This window comes from Empedobacter tilapiae (assembly GCF_004785645.1).
In the GTDB taxonomy this organism is placed as follows: Bacteria; Bacteroidota; Bacteroidia; order Flavobacteriales; family Weeksellaceae; genus Empedobacter; species Empedobacter tilapiae.
The window spans coordinates 35854-54059 of the sequence record NZ_SRPE01000010.1 but is presented as its reverse complement, the minus strand read 5'-3'; the positions used below and the strand labels follow the sequence as shown (position 1 = coordinate 54059).

Sequence of the window (18206 nt, the reverse complement as noted above, 5' to 3'; positions counted from 1 at the left end):
TATGAAATTTTCTTATTTAATTTTACTTGCTTTTATGCTAAATGCTGGTTGTGCTTTTGGCAGCAGTGATCAAACTTTAGAAGAAACAGATACTATTTTACCAACTTTTACAACGGCTGAACTTATTGGTAAAGGAAATCCTACGATGGTGGGGAATGGGTATAAATTGTTGCCAGAAGTTGCAAAACAATTTGAGTTGATGAAAGCTGATGCGCAAAAAGCAGGTTTTAAAATACAAGTGATTTCGAGTTATAGAAATTATACCTACCAAAACGGAATTTGGGAACGCAAATACAAAGCGAATCAAGCTAAGAAAATTGCAGCGAAACAAAACATCGAAAAGATAATTGAGTATTCTACAATACCAGGAACTTCACGCCATCATTGGGGGACTGATTTGGATATTATAGATGGAACTCGTGGAGTACCAGCAGATCCGTTGCACGAAAAACATTTTAATGAAGGAGGATCTATGCACAAATTTAAACTTTGGTTAGATGAAAACGCTTCAAAATATGGTTTTTATTTGGTGTACACGAATGATCCAATGAGAAAAGGATTTAAATATGAACCTTGGCACTTTACTTACAAAGCAATTTCTGAACCGATGTTAGAAGCTTATAAAAAACTTGACATCAAAAAAGTTTTGCAAGAAAATAAACTAATGGGAAGTGAAAATTTTACAGATGATTTTATAGAAAAATATCGAAAAGAAAATATACTTGATATAAATCCTATTATTAAATAGTTAAAGCTCCTTTTTGGAGCTTTTTTTGTAGTATATTTATATAAAATTTAAAAGACTTTATTTTAAATGAAATTAATATTTTTCATAATGTTATCTTTTAGCATGAATCTATCGATTTTTGCAAAAGAAACTATTGTGAAAGATTTTGATGGAGATGGAAAGTTTGATAAAATATCGATTAATTTCGAAACCAAAAGAATAGATTTTTTATTATCTAGTTCAGATTATAAAAAAGAAAGTAGTCTTGTTTTTGAAAATTTAAATAAAGAAACTTCGATAGAAGAAACAAGAAAAGGATTTAAACTTGTAAATAGAATAGGAGATGTTTTGTTTACATCTTATTTTAAATATAATCGTCAATCTCAAAAATTAGAATTGTCGGCTATAAAACGTTCTATAGTTTCAGAAGACTTTACAAAGGAAAATGGTGAATCTACTTATTTTACTTCAACCAAAGAATTTATTGCGAAATGGAATAGTTTAGATAAATCATCAAATAAAGTAATAGCCTTACCAATTCTTAAAACTAAAATTAATTTAGATGTTGTAACGTTGAATGATTTTAATGATACATTTTTAAATAAATTTAATCAACAGAGCCTTGCTTTTTATAAAGAAGAATTATCTAAGCAGAAATAAAATCATCTATTTTAAGATTTAGTTAAGTATTTAATTAAAAACTATTTGGAAATTTCTAAATAATTAATATTTTTATAAAATGTTAAGATTTGGTTAAATATGAAAAAAATTAATGTTAAACACCCAATTTTTATTTATGTATATAGTTTTATATTGGTTATGATTGCAGGGTTTATGAAAATTTTGGAATTTGAATCTGCTGATTTATTATTAAATGTTACTTTTTCAATTTCAATTATTAGCTTAATTTATGTATTAATTCGTTTAAATAAAACGAGAAAAAAATATTCTAATTTGGTGAATTAATACATAATGTTAAATAAAAAAGCAACGATTATTTCGTTGCTTTTTTATTTAAATACTGTTCAAACTTTAAATTTTTTATATTATAAGGATCAAATCCTTTGTATAAATCTTGTAATAATTGCATTACTTGAAAATAAGTAAATAATACTGAATATGAAGCTTGTTCTTGATAAACAGGGATTTCTACTAAAAATAAAAATCGATCATACTTCGAAATCTGAACAGTATTCCCATCTTGATTAATCAAACCAATATAACTTCCGTCATAATCGGGTAGGTTATGAAAAATCTCAATAGCTTGTGATAAACTACCTTCCAAAGGTAATTCAGTTTCAACTTGTAAGTCGTCAGCGTAATTTTCAAAGAATATTTTCACACTGCAAAAGTAAGAAATTTAAATCTATTTTGAGGAATTCCTTTTTTTTCGGGTTATAATTATTAAATTAGCAATCAAATTATGGAAAAAATGAGTTACGACATTATAGTTATTGGAAGTGGTCCTGGAGGATACGTAGCAGCAATTAGAGCAGCACAATTAGGTAAAAAAGTAGCAATCGTAGAAAAAGCTGAGTTAGGTGGTATTTGTCTTAACTGGGGATGTATTCCTACAAAAGCTTTATTAAAATCTGCACAAGTATTTAAATACTTAAATCATGCAGAAGATTTTGGAATTAACCTACCTTCAGATATTTCATTCGAATTTGGAAATGTTGTTTCTCGTAGTAGAGGAGTAGCAGATCGTATGAGTAAAGGTGTTCAATTCTTAATGAAGAAGAACAAGATTGAAGTAATTCAAGGTGAAGCAAAAATTTTATCAGGTAAAAAAGTAAAAGTTACAGCAGCTGATGGTTCTGTTAGCGAATTATCTTCAGAAAATATAATAATTGCAACAGGTGCACGTTCTCGAGAGTTACCAGCTTTACCACAAGATGGTAAAAAAGTAATTGGTTACCGTGGAGCTTTAGCGATGGAAAAACAACCAAAATCTATGATTGTTGTAGGTTCTGGTGCGATTGGAGTTGAGTTTGCTCATTTTTATAATACATTAGGAACTGAAGTAACAATCGTAGAGTTTTTACCACGTATTGTAAATGTTGAAGACGAAGATATTTCGAAACAATTACAATTATCACTAAAAAAATCTGGAATTAAAATCTTAACTAATTCAGAAGTTACAGGTGTTGATACTTCAGGAGATTTAGTAAAAGCAACAATTAAAACAGCAAAAGGTGAAGAAATCATCGAAGCTGAAGTTGTTTTATCAGCTGTAGGAGTTGTTCCAAATACAGAAAATATCGGTCTTGAAGAAGTTGGAATTGCGACTGAAAGAGGTAAAATTGTGATTAATGATTTTTGTGAAACGTCTGTAAAAGGATATTATGCAATTGGTGATGTTGTAAAAGGAGCTGATTTGGCACACTTAGCATCTGCACAAGGTATTTTATGTGTAGAGCATATTGCTGGAGAAAAAGTAGAACCGATTGATTATGGAAATATTCCTGGATGTACATATTGTTCTCCAGAAATTGCATCTGTAGGTTTAACTGAAGCGCAAGCAAAAGAAGCAGGTTACGAAGTTAAAGTTGGTAAATTTCCATTTTCTGCTAACGGTAAAGCAGTTGCAAATGGAGCTGCTGATGGATTTGTAAAAGTTGTTTTCGATGCTAAATATGGTGAATGGTTAGGATGTCACATGATTGGTGATGGAGTGACAGAAATGATTGCAGAAGCTGTTGTTGCTCGAAAATTAGAAACAACAGCTCATGAAATTATGAAGTCTGTACACGCTCATCCAACTATGGCAGAGGCTATTATGGAAGCAGTAGAAGATGCATATGGTCATGCTATTCATATCTAAAAAATAATAAATAGTAATATAAAATTGAAAAGCAGTCCTTGTAAGGACTGCTTTTCAATTTTACTAAATCGTTAATTTTATATATAATGTATATTGATTTATTTTTTTAACTATCTTTACAAAAAGTAATTAAAAACAAATTATATGAAAAAATTCTATTCTTTAGTAGCAATTGCTGCATTATCAACATTATCTTTTGCTCAAGTAAATGCAATACCAGGATCTGATTTTGAAGATTGGGCTAAGTTTACTACAGGAATTAATAAATTCGGTCTTAAATCATATGCTGTTCAAGGAGTTGGTAAAGGTGTTAATGGTTCTAATTCTTTAAATATTGTAACAACGCCAACTGCAAATGATTATGTTTTTACATCATTATTAGGAGGTACTGTTTCTGCTCAACCAAAAGAAATTACTTTTTGGGTTAAAGGAACAGCAGGAAAAACTTTATCATTAAATGTATATAAAAGTGATGCAGGATATTACGCATATAATGTAGGAGACTTATCTTCAGATTCAAAAATTTCTTCATCTGCAAATAATCAATATACAGGTGTTATTGATACAAAAGGAAATTGGGTAAAGGTAACATTGGATTTATCTGATAAAAAAGATTTAAATGTTGCTGATTTAACAAAAGACTTTTTTGCTTTAAAAGTTGGTAAAGATGTGGCTTATTCTTTAGATATAGATAATATCCAATTATGGGATGTTAATATGAATGTATACGATTTAACTTCAAGTAAAGCAGTTTCTAATACATTATGGACAAATACAGCTTCTTTCAATGTAAAAGATAAAACTACTGTAGAAGTTTATAATATAAACGGACAATTAGTAAAAACTTTTGAAGTGAAAGGAGTTCAGTCTGTTGATGTTTCTTCATTAGCTAAAGGAGCTTATGTTGTTAAAACAACTTCAAATGGAAAAGTTTCTACTCAAAAAGTAGTTAAAAAATAATTAGGAATATTTTCTTAGTTTAAATAATAAAGCGATTCAAAAAAAAATTGAATCGCTTTTTATTTATCCTTCTATTTTCTGAATTTTAAAACCTGCATCAGTCACAGCTTCTATAATTTCTTCTTCATCCTCACTAGTTGTCACAGTCAGTACTTTTCTTTCATCAGTTGTATCCACTTTCCAGTTGTCTTCTCCTATAGCATCATCCAAAAAAGGTTTCACAGATTTGATACAACTATCACAATTTATATTTGTTTTAAATTTAAATTCGCTCATAACTTTACAATTTAGACTCAAATTTATAAAGATTTCATAAGATTAAAAAGACGTTTAAGTAATATTTGATTTCGAAATTTAAATAAAAATCAATGAAGCGTAATCTTGATGTTGTTATAATTTCAGATGTGCATTTAGGAACTTTTGGTTGCAAAGCACAAGAATTGTTAGCCTATCTTCAATCGATTAATCCAAAAAAAATAATTCTTAATGGAGATATTGTGGATATTTGGAATTTTAAGAAAAGTTACTTTCCTGAAACGCATCTTCAAATTATTAGTTATTTGTTAAATCTTTCAGAACAGGGAATTCCAATCGTTTATATAACAGGAAATCACGATGAATTGTTGCGTAAATTTTCGACAATGCGTTTTGGGAATATTCTTTTAACGGATAAATATATGCTGAAACAGAATGATAAAGTAGCGTGGATATTTCATGGAGATGTATTTGATGCTTCAATTCAACATTCAAAATGGATAGCAAAGCTAGGAGGTTGGGGATATGATAAGTTAATTCAGTTAAACTATTTTATCAATAAATGTTTAGAGTTTTTTGGAAGAGAGCGTTATTCTTTGTCTCAAAAAATTAAAAATTCAGTAAAAAAAGCAGTTAAACATATAAACGATTTTGAGCAAACTGCAGCAGAATTAGCAATAGAAAATGAATATGATTATGTGATTTGTGGGCACATTCATCAACCACAATTACGAAAAGTAAAAACAGAAAAAGGAAGTTGTCTTTATATGAATTCGGGAGATTGGATCGAAAATTTATCTGCTTTAGAATATATAGATGGAAATTGGTCGGTGTTTTATTTTGAAGAACATAAACAAATTTTGATGCAAAACTTAGAAGAAATCGAATTTAATTACTCATTAGATGAATTAATAGTTTCTATTCTCAACAAAAAGTAAATGAAAATTTTATACGCATTACAAGGTACAGGAAACGGCCATATGGCACGTGCTCAGAAAATATTACCGATTCTTGAAAATTATGGAAATTTAGATATTTTTATAAGCGGTTCAAATTCGCAATTACAATTGAAAAACTATCAATTTAAACATCATAAAGGTTTATCATTATTTTATAATGAAATAGGAAAAGTTTCGTACAAGAGAATTTTTAAGGAAAATAGTTTTAAATCTTTTTGGAATGAAGTGAATCATTTTCCGATTGAAAAATATGATTTGATTATTAATGATTTTGAACCAATTACGGCACATTCGGCTCGGAAAAAAAAGAAAAACATTATTGGTTTAAGTCATCAATCTTCGCTTTTATTTGATGAAACACCAAAAGTAAAGAATAAAACAGGTGAGGCAATTTTAAAATATTATGCACCAACTTCTAAGCATTATGGATTCCATTTCGAGGAATATAATGACTCTATTTTTTTACCCATAATTCGAGATAAAATTAGATTATTGAATCCAAAACAAGAAGATTATTATTTAGTTTATTTACCAAGTTATCATCCAAATGAGATAATAGAGGTTTTATCTGTGATTAAAGAGTCTAAATGGAAAGTCTTTTCTCCTTTTGTGAAAGAAGTTACGAAGCAATTTAATGTTGAAATTTATCCAATTGATGAACGCCTTTTTACCAAAACTTTAGAGAATTGCAAAGGAGTTTTGTGTGGGGCTGGTTTCGAATTGCCTGCCGAAAGTATTTATCTTAAAAAGAAACTTTTTGTGATTCCGATCAAAGGACAGTACGAACAATTGTGTAATTGCGAGGCTTTAAAAATGATAGGCGTTGATTATTCATATGATTTGAATATAGCGCAATTACAACGTTGGGTTGATTCTAATAAAATTATTGAGAAAGATTTCCCAGATCAAACTGAAGAAATCATTCAGAAAGTAATTTTAGAAGCGTCTCATTAATTATTTTTCCAAAATGCAGGCGTAAATAAAATTAAGATTGTATAAAGCTCTAATCGACCTAAAACCATTAAAAAACAACATAATAATTTTGCACTATCTGTTAAGGAATTCATTGAAGTACCCGGTCCAAATTCGCCAATTCCCGGCCCTACGTTTCCTAAAGTGGAAGCAGTTAATGTTAAAGAGGCCAAAATATCTTGGAAACTCATTGTTATACCATAATTCAAAAGCGCAAACAAAATAGAACTCACAATCCATGTAAACATAAACATGACAAAGAATGCCATGACGTGGAAAACGATAGATTGGTTAAGAGAACGATTGTTGTAACGAACTGGAATAATTGCGTTTGGATGTAAAATACGCTTAAATTCAATCCAGCTATTTTTTAATAAAATGACATGTCTTATAACTGTAATTCCTCCAGATGTAGAACCTGCTGAACCTCCGATAAAGAACAAAGAGAAGAAAATAAGTGTGGTTACAGTTAACCAACTTGTGTAATCTTCCATAGCTAAAGCAGTTGTAGATGCGATGGAAACTACGTGGAATAAAGAACTTCTGAATGAATGTTCTAAGTTAAACCATGAATATGTTTCGACGGAATAAGTAGGATAAATATTGAAAAATAATACAATAAAGACAATAAACGTAACGACAGCAAGTAAACCAACCCACCAGCGAAACTCTTCATTTTTCCAGACTTTTTTGAATTGTCCTTTAATCAATAAATAAATCAAAGCGAAGTTTGTTCCGCCCAAAAACATCATCACGATTAATACATATTGAATAAAAACATTGTTATTCCAATACATCAGACCTTCATTTTTAGTAGAGAAACCTGCAGTTGCAATCACACTCATCGAATGATTTGCAGCATCAAATAAATTCATTCCACCAAAATAAAGCAACATCGCAAAAAAAGTAGTTAATCCTAAATAAACTAACCAAAGGTTTTTCGCTGTTTCTGTAATTCGAGGATGGATTTTATCTGTATAAATTCCAGGCGCTTCTGCCATAAAAAGTTGTCGACCACCAATTCCAAGAAACGGTAAAATTGCAATCGTCAAAACGATAATTCCCATACCACCAATCCAATTGGTTGTACTTCGCCAAAACAATATACTTTTTGGGAGACTTTCTACATCATCATAAATCGATGTTCCAGTCGCTGTATAACCAGAAACGGTTTCGTAAACAATGTTGACAAAACTAAAATTCTCATTGATGATATGATCGTTGGGTAAAAATATTAACGACGTAACATAGGGTAAACAACCCGAAAGAATTAAGAAAAGCCATCCGACACAAACTACGATATACCCTTCGCGTTTGTTGATATGTTTTCTTCTGTCACGCGTAAAATACATCATTGCAGTTCCTGACAATCCTACTAAACTCCCTGAAACTAAAAAAGGGTAGAGTAGATGATCATTAAAATAAATGCTGACACATGTTGCAATAAACATAAAGAGCGCATTTAATAGTAATAAAACACCCGAAAGATTCAGGATTACTTTGATGTTAAGTGATTTCATTATTTAAAATATTTTGTCACTCTCGGGATTAAATTGGCTTGACTAAAAACAACTACATGATCTTTTGGTTCGATAATGAAATCTTTTGTAGGAATAAATCCGTCATTTCCTCGAACAATCCCAGCAATGATAGCATCTTCTTTAAAAGGAAAATCGGAAACATGCTTATTTGCTATTTCAGAATTTTCATGAATTCTGAATTCTAAGACTTCTGCATCTAAATCAGAAATTCCAGTAACATCCATTACTGAACCTTGACGAATGTAGCGAAAAATACTATCAGCAGTTAAAAGTTTTTTATTAATAAAGGCATTAATTCCAACTTCTTGACTTAAATGAATATAATCAATATTTTCAACTAAGGCAATCGTTTTTTTAACTCCTTTTGATTTTGCTAAAAGACATGACATAATATTGGTTTCAGAACTTCCTGTTACAGCAATAAATGCATCCGAATCAGAAATTCCTTCTTCTAATAATAATTCGCCATCTCGACCATCTCCATTGATAATCAAAATATTATTTAAATCATCAGCTAAATCAAATGCTTTATTTCGGTTGATTTCTAGTAACTTAATATTGTGTTTGTTATCTTTTAAAAGTTTGGAAACTTTAACTCCAATACTTCCTCCACCAAGAACAATGACGTTTTTAAAATATTCTTGTTTTTTTCCGAGTATTTTATAAACTTCTAAAATTCCAGCTTTTTTAACTATAAAATATACATGATCGTCAATTTTGAATTCAGTTTCAGCTTCAGGAATAATAGTCTGATATTCTCCACGTTCATTACTTCGAATAATGGCAATAGGCATTAAAAGTTTATCTTCTCCACCTTTTGTAGTCAAATACATGTCTTTGTATTTTTTATCCAATATTTTACAATCAGCATCCAAAACGGTACCAACCATAAATAATTGTCCATTAGCAAAAGGATGCATTGCATTAAAAGCAGATTGTTGAACAAGAGAATAAATCTCATCAGCGGCTAATTTTTCAGGACTAATTAAGGCGTCAATTCCCATTCCTTGTACCCAGAACTGATTTTCTTTGTGTAAAAATTCAGGATTAGATATTCGAGCTAATGTACGTTTTGCTCCTAAATCTTTTGCAATCGAAGCACTTGTAAGATTCGTATTTTGAAGATGAGTGACTGATATAAAAATATCAGTATCATCAATACCAACTTCTCGTAAAGACTTAAAAGAAGTTATATCACCGCGATAAGCCATTACATCTAAAGTGTTTTCTATCATTAACAATTTGTCCTTATCCATATCCATGATGACGATGTCATTCATTTCATTGGAAAGTAATTTAGCTAAATGAAAACCAACTTCTCCAGCGCCTCCGATTAATATTTTCATGAAAGAAATTTAGTATAAAACTATTTTGACGTTTCTTTTTGTCCCATTAGCATAAGGAACGATTTTAAAAATTCGTCTATATCACCATTCATTACAGCATCCACATTACCTGTTTCAGTTCCTGTTCTAACGTCTTTTACCAACTTATATGGATGCATTACATAGTTACGAATTTGAGAACCCCATTCGATTTTCATCTTATTTGCTTCAATTTCGTTACGCGCAGCCATTTTTTTCTCTAATTCAATCTTGTACAATTCAGATTTTAACATTTCCATTGCGCGCTCGCGATTCGCTAATTGCGAACGTTCAACCTGACAAACTACTACAATTCCTGTAGGTTTGTGTGTTAACTGAACTTTCGTTTCTACTTTGTTTACATTTTGTCCTCCAGCACCACCAGAACGAGAAGTTTGTAATTCGATATCAGCAGGATTGATTTCAATCTCGATGGTATCATCTACAATTGGCGAAACATAAACAGAAACGAAACTTGTATGACGCTTTGCATTACTATCAAAAGGTGAAATACGCACCAAACGATGGACACCATTTTCTCCTTTTAGGTAACCGAAAGCAAATTCGCCATCCATTTCTAATGTTACAGTTTTTACACCAGCAACATCACCTGCTTGATAGTTTAATTCTTTTACTTTATACCCCTGTTTTTCGGCCCACATCAAATACATACGCATCAACATAGAAGCCCAATCGCAAGATTCTGTACCCCCAGCTCCGGCAGTAATTTGAAGAATTGCACCAAGATTATCTCCTTCTTCTGAAAGCATATTCTTGAATTCTATATCTTCTAAAAGCTTTGAAACAACATTATATTGCTCCATTACTTCATCGTCTGTTACTTCACCTTCGCGGTTAAACTCTACTAAAACTTCTACATCGTTTACAGCATTTGCAATAGTTTGGTATTCATCGATCCATTTCTTTTTACCACGCAAAACTTTCATAAAAGCTTCGGCTTCTTTCGGGTTGTTCCAAAATTCAGGAGAAGCAGCATGTTCTTCTTCATTTTGAACTTCGATTTCTTTTTGTTCGATTTCCAAATATTCGTGCAAATCTTGTGTACGTTTTTGGATGTCTTTTAGTAATTCGTTGTTAAACATAATTGCAAATGTATAAAAATAGAGGATTTTAAGAACAAAATAGATTAAGCATTAATAACTTTATCATTTTTTCCGTTCCAAGAAAGAATTTTATAAGTAAAACCTTCTTCAGTTTTAATTTCTTGGTCTTTCAGCATCAGAAAAGTATCATCCCAATCGCCATCATCATAACTAATTACCCAGAATAATTGGTTGAACAACAAACCTTCTAAAATATACAAAAGTTCCTCAACAGAATCTACTTCGTAAGTTGTAAAAGGGAAAGAGGATTTGATCCAAATCTTATCATCATCCGAAGTCTGAATATAAAGATCACCAAAAGTTGACTTGTATTCATTCTCGATATGAAACTCTAATAGTTCTGTATTTTTTTTTTGAAGATCTACTAAATCTGGCAGAGCTTCAACAATTTGATTGTATATATGGGTTGAGAAATCGTTCATCTTTCTAAAATTAGCTTGCAAAAATAAACGATATTATCTAATTCTGACACGATATTTATATTCAATGAATCGAAAAAAGTTAAATAATTTATATTCAAAATCATATCCATAATCAATAGAAGGATCCAAATCTATGCTAACAGCATACAAATCTGGATTGTAAGCCAAAGGTTGCATATAGCGTTGATTCCAAATCATTACATATTGGCGGTTTTTTTGTTCGTAATATTCTTTCGAATAATATTCTTTGGGTAAAGCAGTTGTTTTTAAATAAATATCATATTGAGGATCAAATACAACAATATCATAGTCTCCATCTTCATTCGGTTCGAATTTTAATGAATTCTCATCTTTATTCGGAACTGAATTTTGTGTGGATTGATTGGTTGTACAAGAAAAAAATAGGAGAGAAATACTGATTAATAAAATGAGCTTTTTCATAATTTTTAATTTGATTAAATTTACTAAAAAAAATACTATAGAAGTAAAATAGGAGTCAAATGAGTGAGTTAATAAATGTTAATCTTAAAATTATAGTTTGTTCATGAAATCCAAAAATAATAAAGCCTTAAACCAAAAAGTTTTAGGCTTTATTGTTTCATTGTAAATATATTATGGCTTTGAATTGATGATTTTTTCGATTTTCTCAATCATTCTTTCGGCATTACCTTTGGTTCCGCCAAGGTTGATGGCTTTGTTGTACCATTCTAACGCTAAATCGTATTGTTTGTTGGTAAGGTAAGCTTCGCCCAAACTATCAGCAACACTTGCGTTATTTGGAAACTCTTTTACAACCAATTGAAATATCTTGATGGATTCGTTGATTTTGCCCGCTCGCAATAATTCGTAGCCCAATGTGTTGATTTCGATTGCATTGTCAAAACTATATTCTTTTTCGGAAGTCTTTTTCAGTTGATAATAATTTTCAATCGCTTTATTGACGTCGGTTTGTGCTTCTTTTCTTAAAGCTTGATAAACCGATTTTTTAGGAATTTCAAAAAGTTTCCCTAACATAATTTCGCGAATAATATGTCCTAAATCCCAAACTTTATTCCGATTGTTGGATGCTAAAATGATAACGACATCGTTTTTCATATCATTTAACACCAGCGATTCAAATTTATAGGAAACACCATTATGACGCTGCAATTCTTCTTCTTCAAAATAATCTCCAAACGATCCACCTTGATGGTCTTTTGTGTAGGGATTATTCAATAATTTTTCAAATGATTTCTTGGAAATTAAACGATTATGATTCATCGCATCAATCCATTTGTACATATCATAGGTGTCCATCCAAAGCCAACCACTGATAAATTCCATTTCTGGGCAACGGTTATTATCCATATCGTAGCAAGATGTTCGGTTTTTGTAGCCTGATTTTGCGTCAAATACAGAATTTGTCATTTTCAAAGGTTTGATAATGTTTTTCGTTACAAAATCTTGGAAAGTCATTCCTGTTATTTTTTCAATGATTCTTCTTTGTAAAAAAACATTGCCGTTATCGTATCGGTAATCCTTTCCAGGTTCAAATAACAACGTATCCGTTTTTCTCAAAATCTTCCAAGCTTCTTCATCGTTTTTTGAAACAATTAACCCGTTTTCTATTCTGGGAATTCCGCTGGAGTAATTAATCAAATGTCTTGTCGTTACTTTTTCCGACCATTTTGGTAAATCGAAATCGTATTTCGAAATCGGGTCGTCAAGATTGAGTTGACCACGTTCCACCAACATCATAATCGCAACTGTATTGAACTCTTTTGCAATAGAACCAAAATTTAAAATTGAGTTTTTCGTTAAGGGCGTTTTCTTTGTTTCGTCGGTAAAACCAAAAGATTTTTGATAGATGATTTTTCCTTTTTTGGCAACCAAAACATTTCCATTGAACAAACCTCTTTCGTAAGATTTACTCATTAAGGAATCGATTTTTTCGGTGACATTTTGAGCATAAGTGAAGCTTGAAAAAATTAGAAAAAAGAAAAGGATTGCATTTTTCATATGCGAAACCATTTGATTGTGATTCATATTCAATAATAATTACTTTTCTGCAAAACTGCGTCAAAATGCTTTAATACACGACCGACTAAAAAAAATCGAACTCATTTTTTAGAAAGTAATACGATTTTACAAAGTTTCTTTTCGAAAATCGGTCGGTGTTTTTCCAGTATATTTTTTAAAAGAAGTATTAAACGAAGATTTGGAATTAAATCCAACTTGATATAAAATTTCCAAAACTGTTAATTGTTTTTGAGCGGGATCTTTTAGAATTTGTATGGCTTTTTCAATTCGATATTCATTTACAAAATCGAAAAAATGTTTGTCCATGTACAAATTAATCAAAGTCGATAAATCTTTCACAGGCATTTCAACTTGCTCAGCCAGATTCTGAATTGTTAATGACGAATCGAGATAAGGTTTGTTTTTAACCATGAAATCTTTTAAAGATTTGATTGCTGCATTTTTCTCCTCGTTAATTTCTGGAGTAGATTTTTCTTCAGAAACGACTTCTTTAATTGGTTTTAAATCCGAATTTACACCTCGGAAAAACTCGGGATTATTTAATGCTACAAAAAGATACCAACAGGTACAAAACAAAAATGAAAAACCATCAATAGTTACAATCCATGCTCGAATCTCGCCCACACCAAAAATATAGGTGACTAACCATCTTATCAAGACAATAAAATGCAAAACATAATAAAGTATTGTTATTTTGTAAAGAGCGTTGAGTGCAGAAATATTGGGATTGGTGTAATTTTCGAGATAGATTTTTTTAGCTTTTCTAATGACCAAAAAAGAAGCAATGAAATAAACTTGAAACAGTACCTCAAAAAGGTAGAGAAAAAATTGCACGAGTGGCATATCGTTCATGCTGTTGATGAACATTATTTTCGTAGGTCTATCATTAAGATAAATTCCCCACATCATAAGCGCATTGAATGCGAAAAATGGAATAAGATGTATTAAATGTTTCAGTTTTAAACGAAAGTTGGTGTAACAAACGGACAATACGTAAAGGTAAAACGTCGCCGAAACTACATAATTAGAACTCCAGCGAAAAGCTTCGAGGTTGATATAATTAACTGGAACCCCATTTTGTAAAAACTTGATGGCATCGAGCGCATTAGTAAAAAGAAAAAATGCTAATAGACAGTTTGAAAGTTTGTGCTTCGTCTTTACAGTTACCAAAAATATAGCAAGTACAAGTACAAGGAAAATTCCTATAAAAGCGGCTATTTCTTTAAATGTGAAGTTATCCATTTTTTTTATCTTGAGACAAATGTAGTATTTTTCATTTTTTGAGAAAACTCAGGTATTTGATAAAAAAAATATAAATTTATTTACGATTAATGGAAAAAGTATTGTCAAAGTGCAGATTTTGAATTGATAGTTTCTGTTTGTTTAATTAAATTTTTGATAATTTGTGCTGTAGAGTTATCACTAAATTCGTTTATAGATTGTCCAACCCATATACTAAGAAATTCAGTGTTCTTATTAAGTTTAGCGATTTTTCGTAATTCATTAGTTAGTTTATTTTGATAAGGATATGGTAGGATATATTCTGTATTTTCAATCTCTGAAATATAAGTGTTTTTAATTCCTCTTGCGAATCTTCCTGAAAAGCTTTTAGTTAAAACAATTTCATTTTCTTTGACTTTTCTTAATCGTTTTTTCTCAAAATCTTGTAGTCCACTTTCTGTCGAACCTAATAGTAAACTTCCTATTTGAAACCCATTTGCTCCCAAAATCTTTGTAGCTAATAAAGTTTTTCCATCATAAATGCCTCCAGCATAAATAATAGGTACTTTTACAGTTTCGTTAACTTTAGATAATAAAGATAAACCTCCAATTTTAGGTATTTGATCAGTTACAAAACTTCCTCTATGTCCTCCTGCTTCTAATCCTTGAACACATATTATATCAATTCCCGAGTTTTCTAACACAATTGCTTCTTCTATAGAAGTACAAGTTCCAATTAGAATTGTTCCATTATGTTTTAATTTATCAATACTTTGTTGATCTAAATTTCCAAAAGTGAAGCTTACTATTTTACAATTTTCTGAAATAATTGCTTCAATTTGTTCATGATAACTATTGATTGTTAATTCATCGATAGTTGGCAAGTTAACATGTAAATTATTTTGACAGGCAAATTGTTCTATAAAATTTTTTGATTTTGTGTATTTTGCTTTTAACGTATTTGTTATTTCTGGAATATCATGTACAAAAATGTTAACAGCAAAAGGCTTATTTGTAAGTTGTTTTGTTTTACGAATTACTTCTACACTTTTATTTGCATCGAGATCACCTAAAGCTAATGAACCTAAACAAGCTATATTTGAAGTAGCCGCTACCATATCTGGAGTGGTTACGCCAAACATTGGAGCCTGAACAATTGGAAAGTCAATATTCAATAATTCTGTTATTTTATTTGACCATTTCATAATTACTCGTTTTTTTTGTTGATAAAAATAATAAAGCGAGATAACTTTAAATTCATGTTTTCAAAAAATATTTTCTTTCTTTAAAAGGTATTAAATCATAAATTTCTAATTTATATTTATTAATTCAATTTTTGAGCATTTAACTTAAAGGTTAAAAGGATCAGTATAAAGTATTTTATTTCTACATTTTTTTTACACCATTCCATCATTTATTCCTATATTTTATCCTGTAATCCATTGAGATTCGTCACTACATAAAAATAAGATTATAGGAATTATATCTTCAATATATACAATTCTATTGAAACTGAACAACTGACTATTTTATAGATAAAACTTAATAAGTGAATTAAATAAAATAAAAAAATACTATAAAATTAATTTAGAATAAATAAAGATAATGAAATAGCTTTGCTAAAATTTTTAAAATGAAAAAAGTAACAATAGTACTTTCACTACTATATGCATCTATTTCCTTTGCACAAGAAAAAGATTCAATTCAGACTAATACATTAGGCGAAGTAATTATCAATACTTTTATAAAAAAAGATACCGATACTTCAAATAAAATGCCGTTGAAGTTTATTGAAAATCCACAAGTTTTTTCGAGTATCGATAAATCAATTTTAGAACATCAGGTCATTTTTACAGTAGACGATGCTTATCGTAACGTAACGGGTTTGCAAAAAATGTGGAACTCTACTGGTCGATCTGGTGATGGAGGAGCTTATGTTACTTTAAGAGGTTTTGTTTCCAACAACTCTTTACGTAACGGTTTAGTAGCACCTGTTTCTACTACAATAGATGCTGTGAATTTAGAAAGATTAGAAGTATTGAAAGGTCCTTCTGCTACAATGTTTGGTAGTAATGTTACTTCTTATGGAGGTGTTGTAAATAGAATTACAAAAAAACCTCATGAAAATTTTGATGGATCAGTAACTCTTGCAGGTGGAAGTTATAATTATTATCGAGCTTCTGCAGATGTAAATGCTCCGATTACGAATGATAATAAATTGATGTTCAGAATCAATACTGCTTATACAAATTCTGGTACTTTTCAGAAAAAAAATAGTGGAAATGAATATTTTGCTTTTGCACCTTCATTGCGATACAAACCAAATGATCGATTAGATATCAACGTTGATCTTGAAATGTACGAAAATAATGCAATGGCAGAGCAGATGTTTTTTTACTTGGCAGGTAATCCTTCTTTAGGGATTAATAATATGAATGATGTTGAAAGAGTTTTGGGATTAGATTACAAACAATCTTATGTTGGAGATGGTCTTAAAGCCAAATCAAAAGTTAGAAATTTATTTGGTCAAGTAAATTATAAAATTAACGATCATATAAAATCATCTACGAATATTAGTAATGCTTATTCTCAATCGAATGGATTTAGCCCATATTTTTATGTAGCTCCAGAAAGTAGATATACTAAAAACCCATTAGATACGGAATTAGGCGTTATGCGTGCTGATCAATCAACAAGAGACAGTAAAAAAACAACTTTTCAAATTCAACAAAATTTCAATTTCGATTATACATTTGGTAAAATGAGAAACAGAACGGTTGTTGGTTTAGATTATATGCAAACGAAAGATAATCAGCTATTTATTTCTGGTGATTTTGATTGGGTACCATTTAAAAATGGGGATTACGCATCAATGAACAATAATTCTGTAATGGATTCGTATAATAATGCAACAAATTTAGCAGAATATCCTATAAAAGGGGAATTAAATACGTATAGTGCATACATTTCGAATGTTTTTACGCCAGTACAAGGATTAAATATTTTAGCTTCTATTCGTTACGAGAATAACGATTCTAAAAGAGGTAATTTATATAATAACCCAACAGAGCCATATTCGCAATCAGCTTGGTCTCCAAAGCTTGGATTTGTATATGAATTTGTTCCAAGCAAGTTTTCAGTATTCGGAAATTACCAAAATAGTTTCAAAAGCAATGGATATTATGCCATAGATAAAGAAAATACTCAAGTACTTTCTGATCCTGAAAAAGGAAATCAATTTGAAGGAGGTTTAAAAATGAATATTTTCAACAATAAAATTAATGCAACTTTAAGCTATTATAATATCAATGTAAAAAATTCATTATTAAATACAGGAGAATATATTGCTAATTCCCAAGCTGTTCAAGCTCAATCAGGAAAAGTGAAAAGTGAAGGAGTAGAATTAGAAGTAAATGCTTATTTAGTAAAAGGATTCTCTTTGTTAGGAGGATTAGCTTATAATAATTCGAAAGTTGTGGATAACCCAATAAACACTTCTTTAGAAGGAACAAGACCAACAACTGCTGGTTCTGAATGGTTAGCTAATTTCAATGCAAGTTATCAATTTTTAGATGGTAAAATAAAAGGATTAGGATTCGGAATTGGAGCAAATTATGCGAGCAAAAATCAAATAAGTAGCACCTTTTATTTACCAGAATATTTTATCGTAAATGCAAATGCTTTCTACGATGCGAAGAAATTTAGAATAGGAGTAAAAGTAGATAATCTAACAAATGAACATTATTGGATTGGTTATACAACAGCAAATCCACAACAGTTAGTAAATGTTTCGGGAAGTTTAACATTCAAATTTTAAT

Annotated in this window: 17 protein-coding genes; 7 read left to right on the top strand and 10 right to left on the bottom strand. The window is 30.2% G+C overall.

What is annotated here, in order from left to right; genetic code table 11:
* Nucleotide 1 precedes the first annotated feature (1 nt).
* Nucleotides 2–748: a M15 family metallopeptidase gene (locus E4J94_RS13640; protein WP_246034341.1), complete on the top strand. Its 747-nt coding sequence runs from the start codon at nucleotides 2–4 to the stop codon at nucleotides 746–748.
* A 66-nt stretch (nucleotides 749–814) separates the two neighbouring features.
* Nucleotides 815–1387, top strand: a complete 573-nt coding sequence (locus tag E4J94_RS13635) for a hypothetical protein (protein ID WP_135836352.1) — start codon at nucleotides 815–817, stop codon at nucleotides 1385–1387.
* A 334-nt stretch (nucleotides 1388–1721) separates the two neighbouring features.
* Here the strand turns inward: E4J94_RS13635 and E4J94_RS13630 are convergent, their stop codons facing one another.
* Entirely contained in the window at nucleotides 1722–2069 is a 348-nt protein-coding gene (locus E4J94_RS13630) for a hypothetical protein (RefSeq protein ID WP_135836351.1), read from the bottom strand.
* A 90-nt stretch (nucleotides 2070–2159) separates the two neighbouring features.
* Between E4J94_RS13630 and lpdA the strand changes: the two genes are divergently transcribed.
* Both lpdA and E4J94_RS13620 read left to right on the top strand, forming a co-directional pair.
* Nucleotides 2160–3551: a dihydrolipoyl dehydrogenase gene (gene lpdA / locus E4J94_RS13625; protein WP_135836454.1), complete on the top strand. Its 1392-nt coding sequence runs from the start codon at nucleotides 2160–2162 to the stop codon at nucleotides 3549–3551.
* A gap of 144 nt (nucleotides 3552–3695) precedes the next feature.
* Nucleotides 3696–4511 (top strand): T9SS type A sorting domain-containing protein, encoded by an 816-nt coding sequence (locus E4J94_RS13620; RefSeq protein ID WP_135836350.1) that lies wholly within the window; start codon nucleotides 3696–3698, stop codon nucleotides 4509–4511.
* Nucleotides 4512–4574: 63 nt separating this feature from the next.
* Here the strand turns inward: E4J94_RS13620 and E4J94_RS13615 are convergent, their stop codons facing one another.
* Complete coding sequence (locus tag E4J94_RS13615; RefSeq protein WP_135836349.1) at nucleotides 4575–4787, bottom strand: heavy-metal-associated domain-containing protein; 213 nt, start codon at nucleotides 4785–4787, stop codon at nucleotides 4575–4577.
* 92 nt (nucleotides 4788–4879) lie between these two features.
* Here E4J94_RS13615 and E4J94_RS13610 point away from each other — a divergent pair, with 92 nt between their 5' ends.
* Both E4J94_RS13610 and E4J94_RS13605 read left to right on the top strand, forming a co-directional pair.
* Nucleotides 4880–5704: a UDP-2,3-diacylglucosamine diphosphatase gene (locus tag E4J94_RS13610; protein ID WP_135836348.1), complete on the top strand. Its 825-nt coding sequence runs from the start codon at nucleotides 4880–4882 to the stop codon at nucleotides 5702–5704.
* On the top strand, nucleotides 5705–6679 hold the full coding sequence (locus E4J94_RS13605) for a glycosyltransferase family protein (protein WP_135836347.1): 975 nt from the start codon (nucleotides 5705–5707) through the stop codon (nucleotides 6677–6679).
* Here E4J94_RS13605 and E4J94_RS13600 read toward each other — a convergent pair.
* From E4J94_RS13600 to E4J94_RS13565, 8 genes are all read right to left on the bottom strand, one after another.
* Nucleotides 6676–8217: a TrkH family potassium uptake protein gene (locus tag E4J94_RS13600; protein ID WP_135836346.1), complete on the bottom strand. Its 1542-nt coding sequence runs from the start codon at nucleotides 8215–8217 to the stop codon at nucleotides 6676–6678. The genes E4J94_RS13605 and E4J94_RS13600 overlap by 4 nt on opposite strands.
* A complete protein-coding gene (trkA, locus tag E4J94_RS13595; RefSeq protein WP_135836345.1) occupies nucleotides 8217–9584 on the bottom strand; it encodes a Trk system potassium transporter TrkA in 1368 nt (455 codons plus the stop codon). Before trkA ends, E4J94_RS13600 begins: the two co-directional genes overlap by 1 nt.
* Nucleotides 9585–9604: 20 nt before the next feature.
* The gene (prfB, locus tag E4J94_RS13590) at nucleotides 9605–10705 is read right to left on the bottom strand and encodes a peptide chain release factor 2 (RefSeq protein ID WP_135836344.1); all 1101 of its coding nucleotides are present in this window, start codon (nucleotides 10703–10705) and stop codon (nucleotides 9605–9607) included.
* 44 nt (nucleotides 10706–10749) lie between these two features.
* The gene (locus E4J94_RS13585; RefSeq protein ID WP_135836343.1) at nucleotides 10750–11148 is read right to left on the bottom strand and encodes a hypothetical protein; all 399 of its coding nucleotides are present in this window, start codon (nucleotides 11146–11148) and stop codon (nucleotides 10750–10752) included.
* Between the two features lie 33 nt (nucleotides 11149–11181).
* Nucleotides 11182–11589 carry a DUF6146 family protein gene (locus E4J94_RS13580; protein ID WP_246034340.1) on the bottom strand — a complete coding sequence of 136 codons (408 nt, stop codon included), beginning with the start codon at nucleotides 11587–11589 and terminating at the stop codon, nucleotides 11182–11184.
* Nucleotides 11590–11760: 171 nt separating this feature from the next.
* On the bottom strand, nucleotides 11761–13062 hold the full coding sequence (locus E4J94_RS13575; RefSeq protein ID WP_246034339.1) for a serine hydrolase domain-containing protein: 1302 nt from the start codon (nucleotides 13060–13062) through the stop codon (nucleotides 11761–11763).
* Between the two features lie 210 nt (nucleotides 13063–13272).
* Entirely contained in the window at nucleotides 13273–14409 is a 1137-nt protein-coding gene (locus E4J94_RS13570) for a helix-turn-helix domain-containing protein (RefSeq protein ID WP_135836340.1), read from the bottom strand.
* Between the two features lie 104 nt (nucleotides 14410–14513).
* Nucleotides 14514–15593 (bottom strand): NAD(P)H-dependent flavin oxidoreductase, encoded by a 1080-nt coding sequence (locus E4J94_RS13565; RefSeq protein WP_135836339.1) that lies wholly within the window; start codon nucleotides 15591–15593, stop codon nucleotides 14514–14516.
* A 428-nt stretch (nucleotides 15594–16021) separates the two neighbouring features.
* On the opposite strand from E4J94_RS13565, the gene E4J94_RS13555 reads away from it, so the two are divergent.
* Entirely contained in the window at nucleotides 16022–18205 is a 2184-nt protein-coding gene (locus E4J94_RS13555) for a TonB-dependent siderophore receptor (protein ID WP_135836338.1), read from the top strand.
* The last annotated feature ends 1 nt before the right edge of the window (nucleotide 18206 follow it).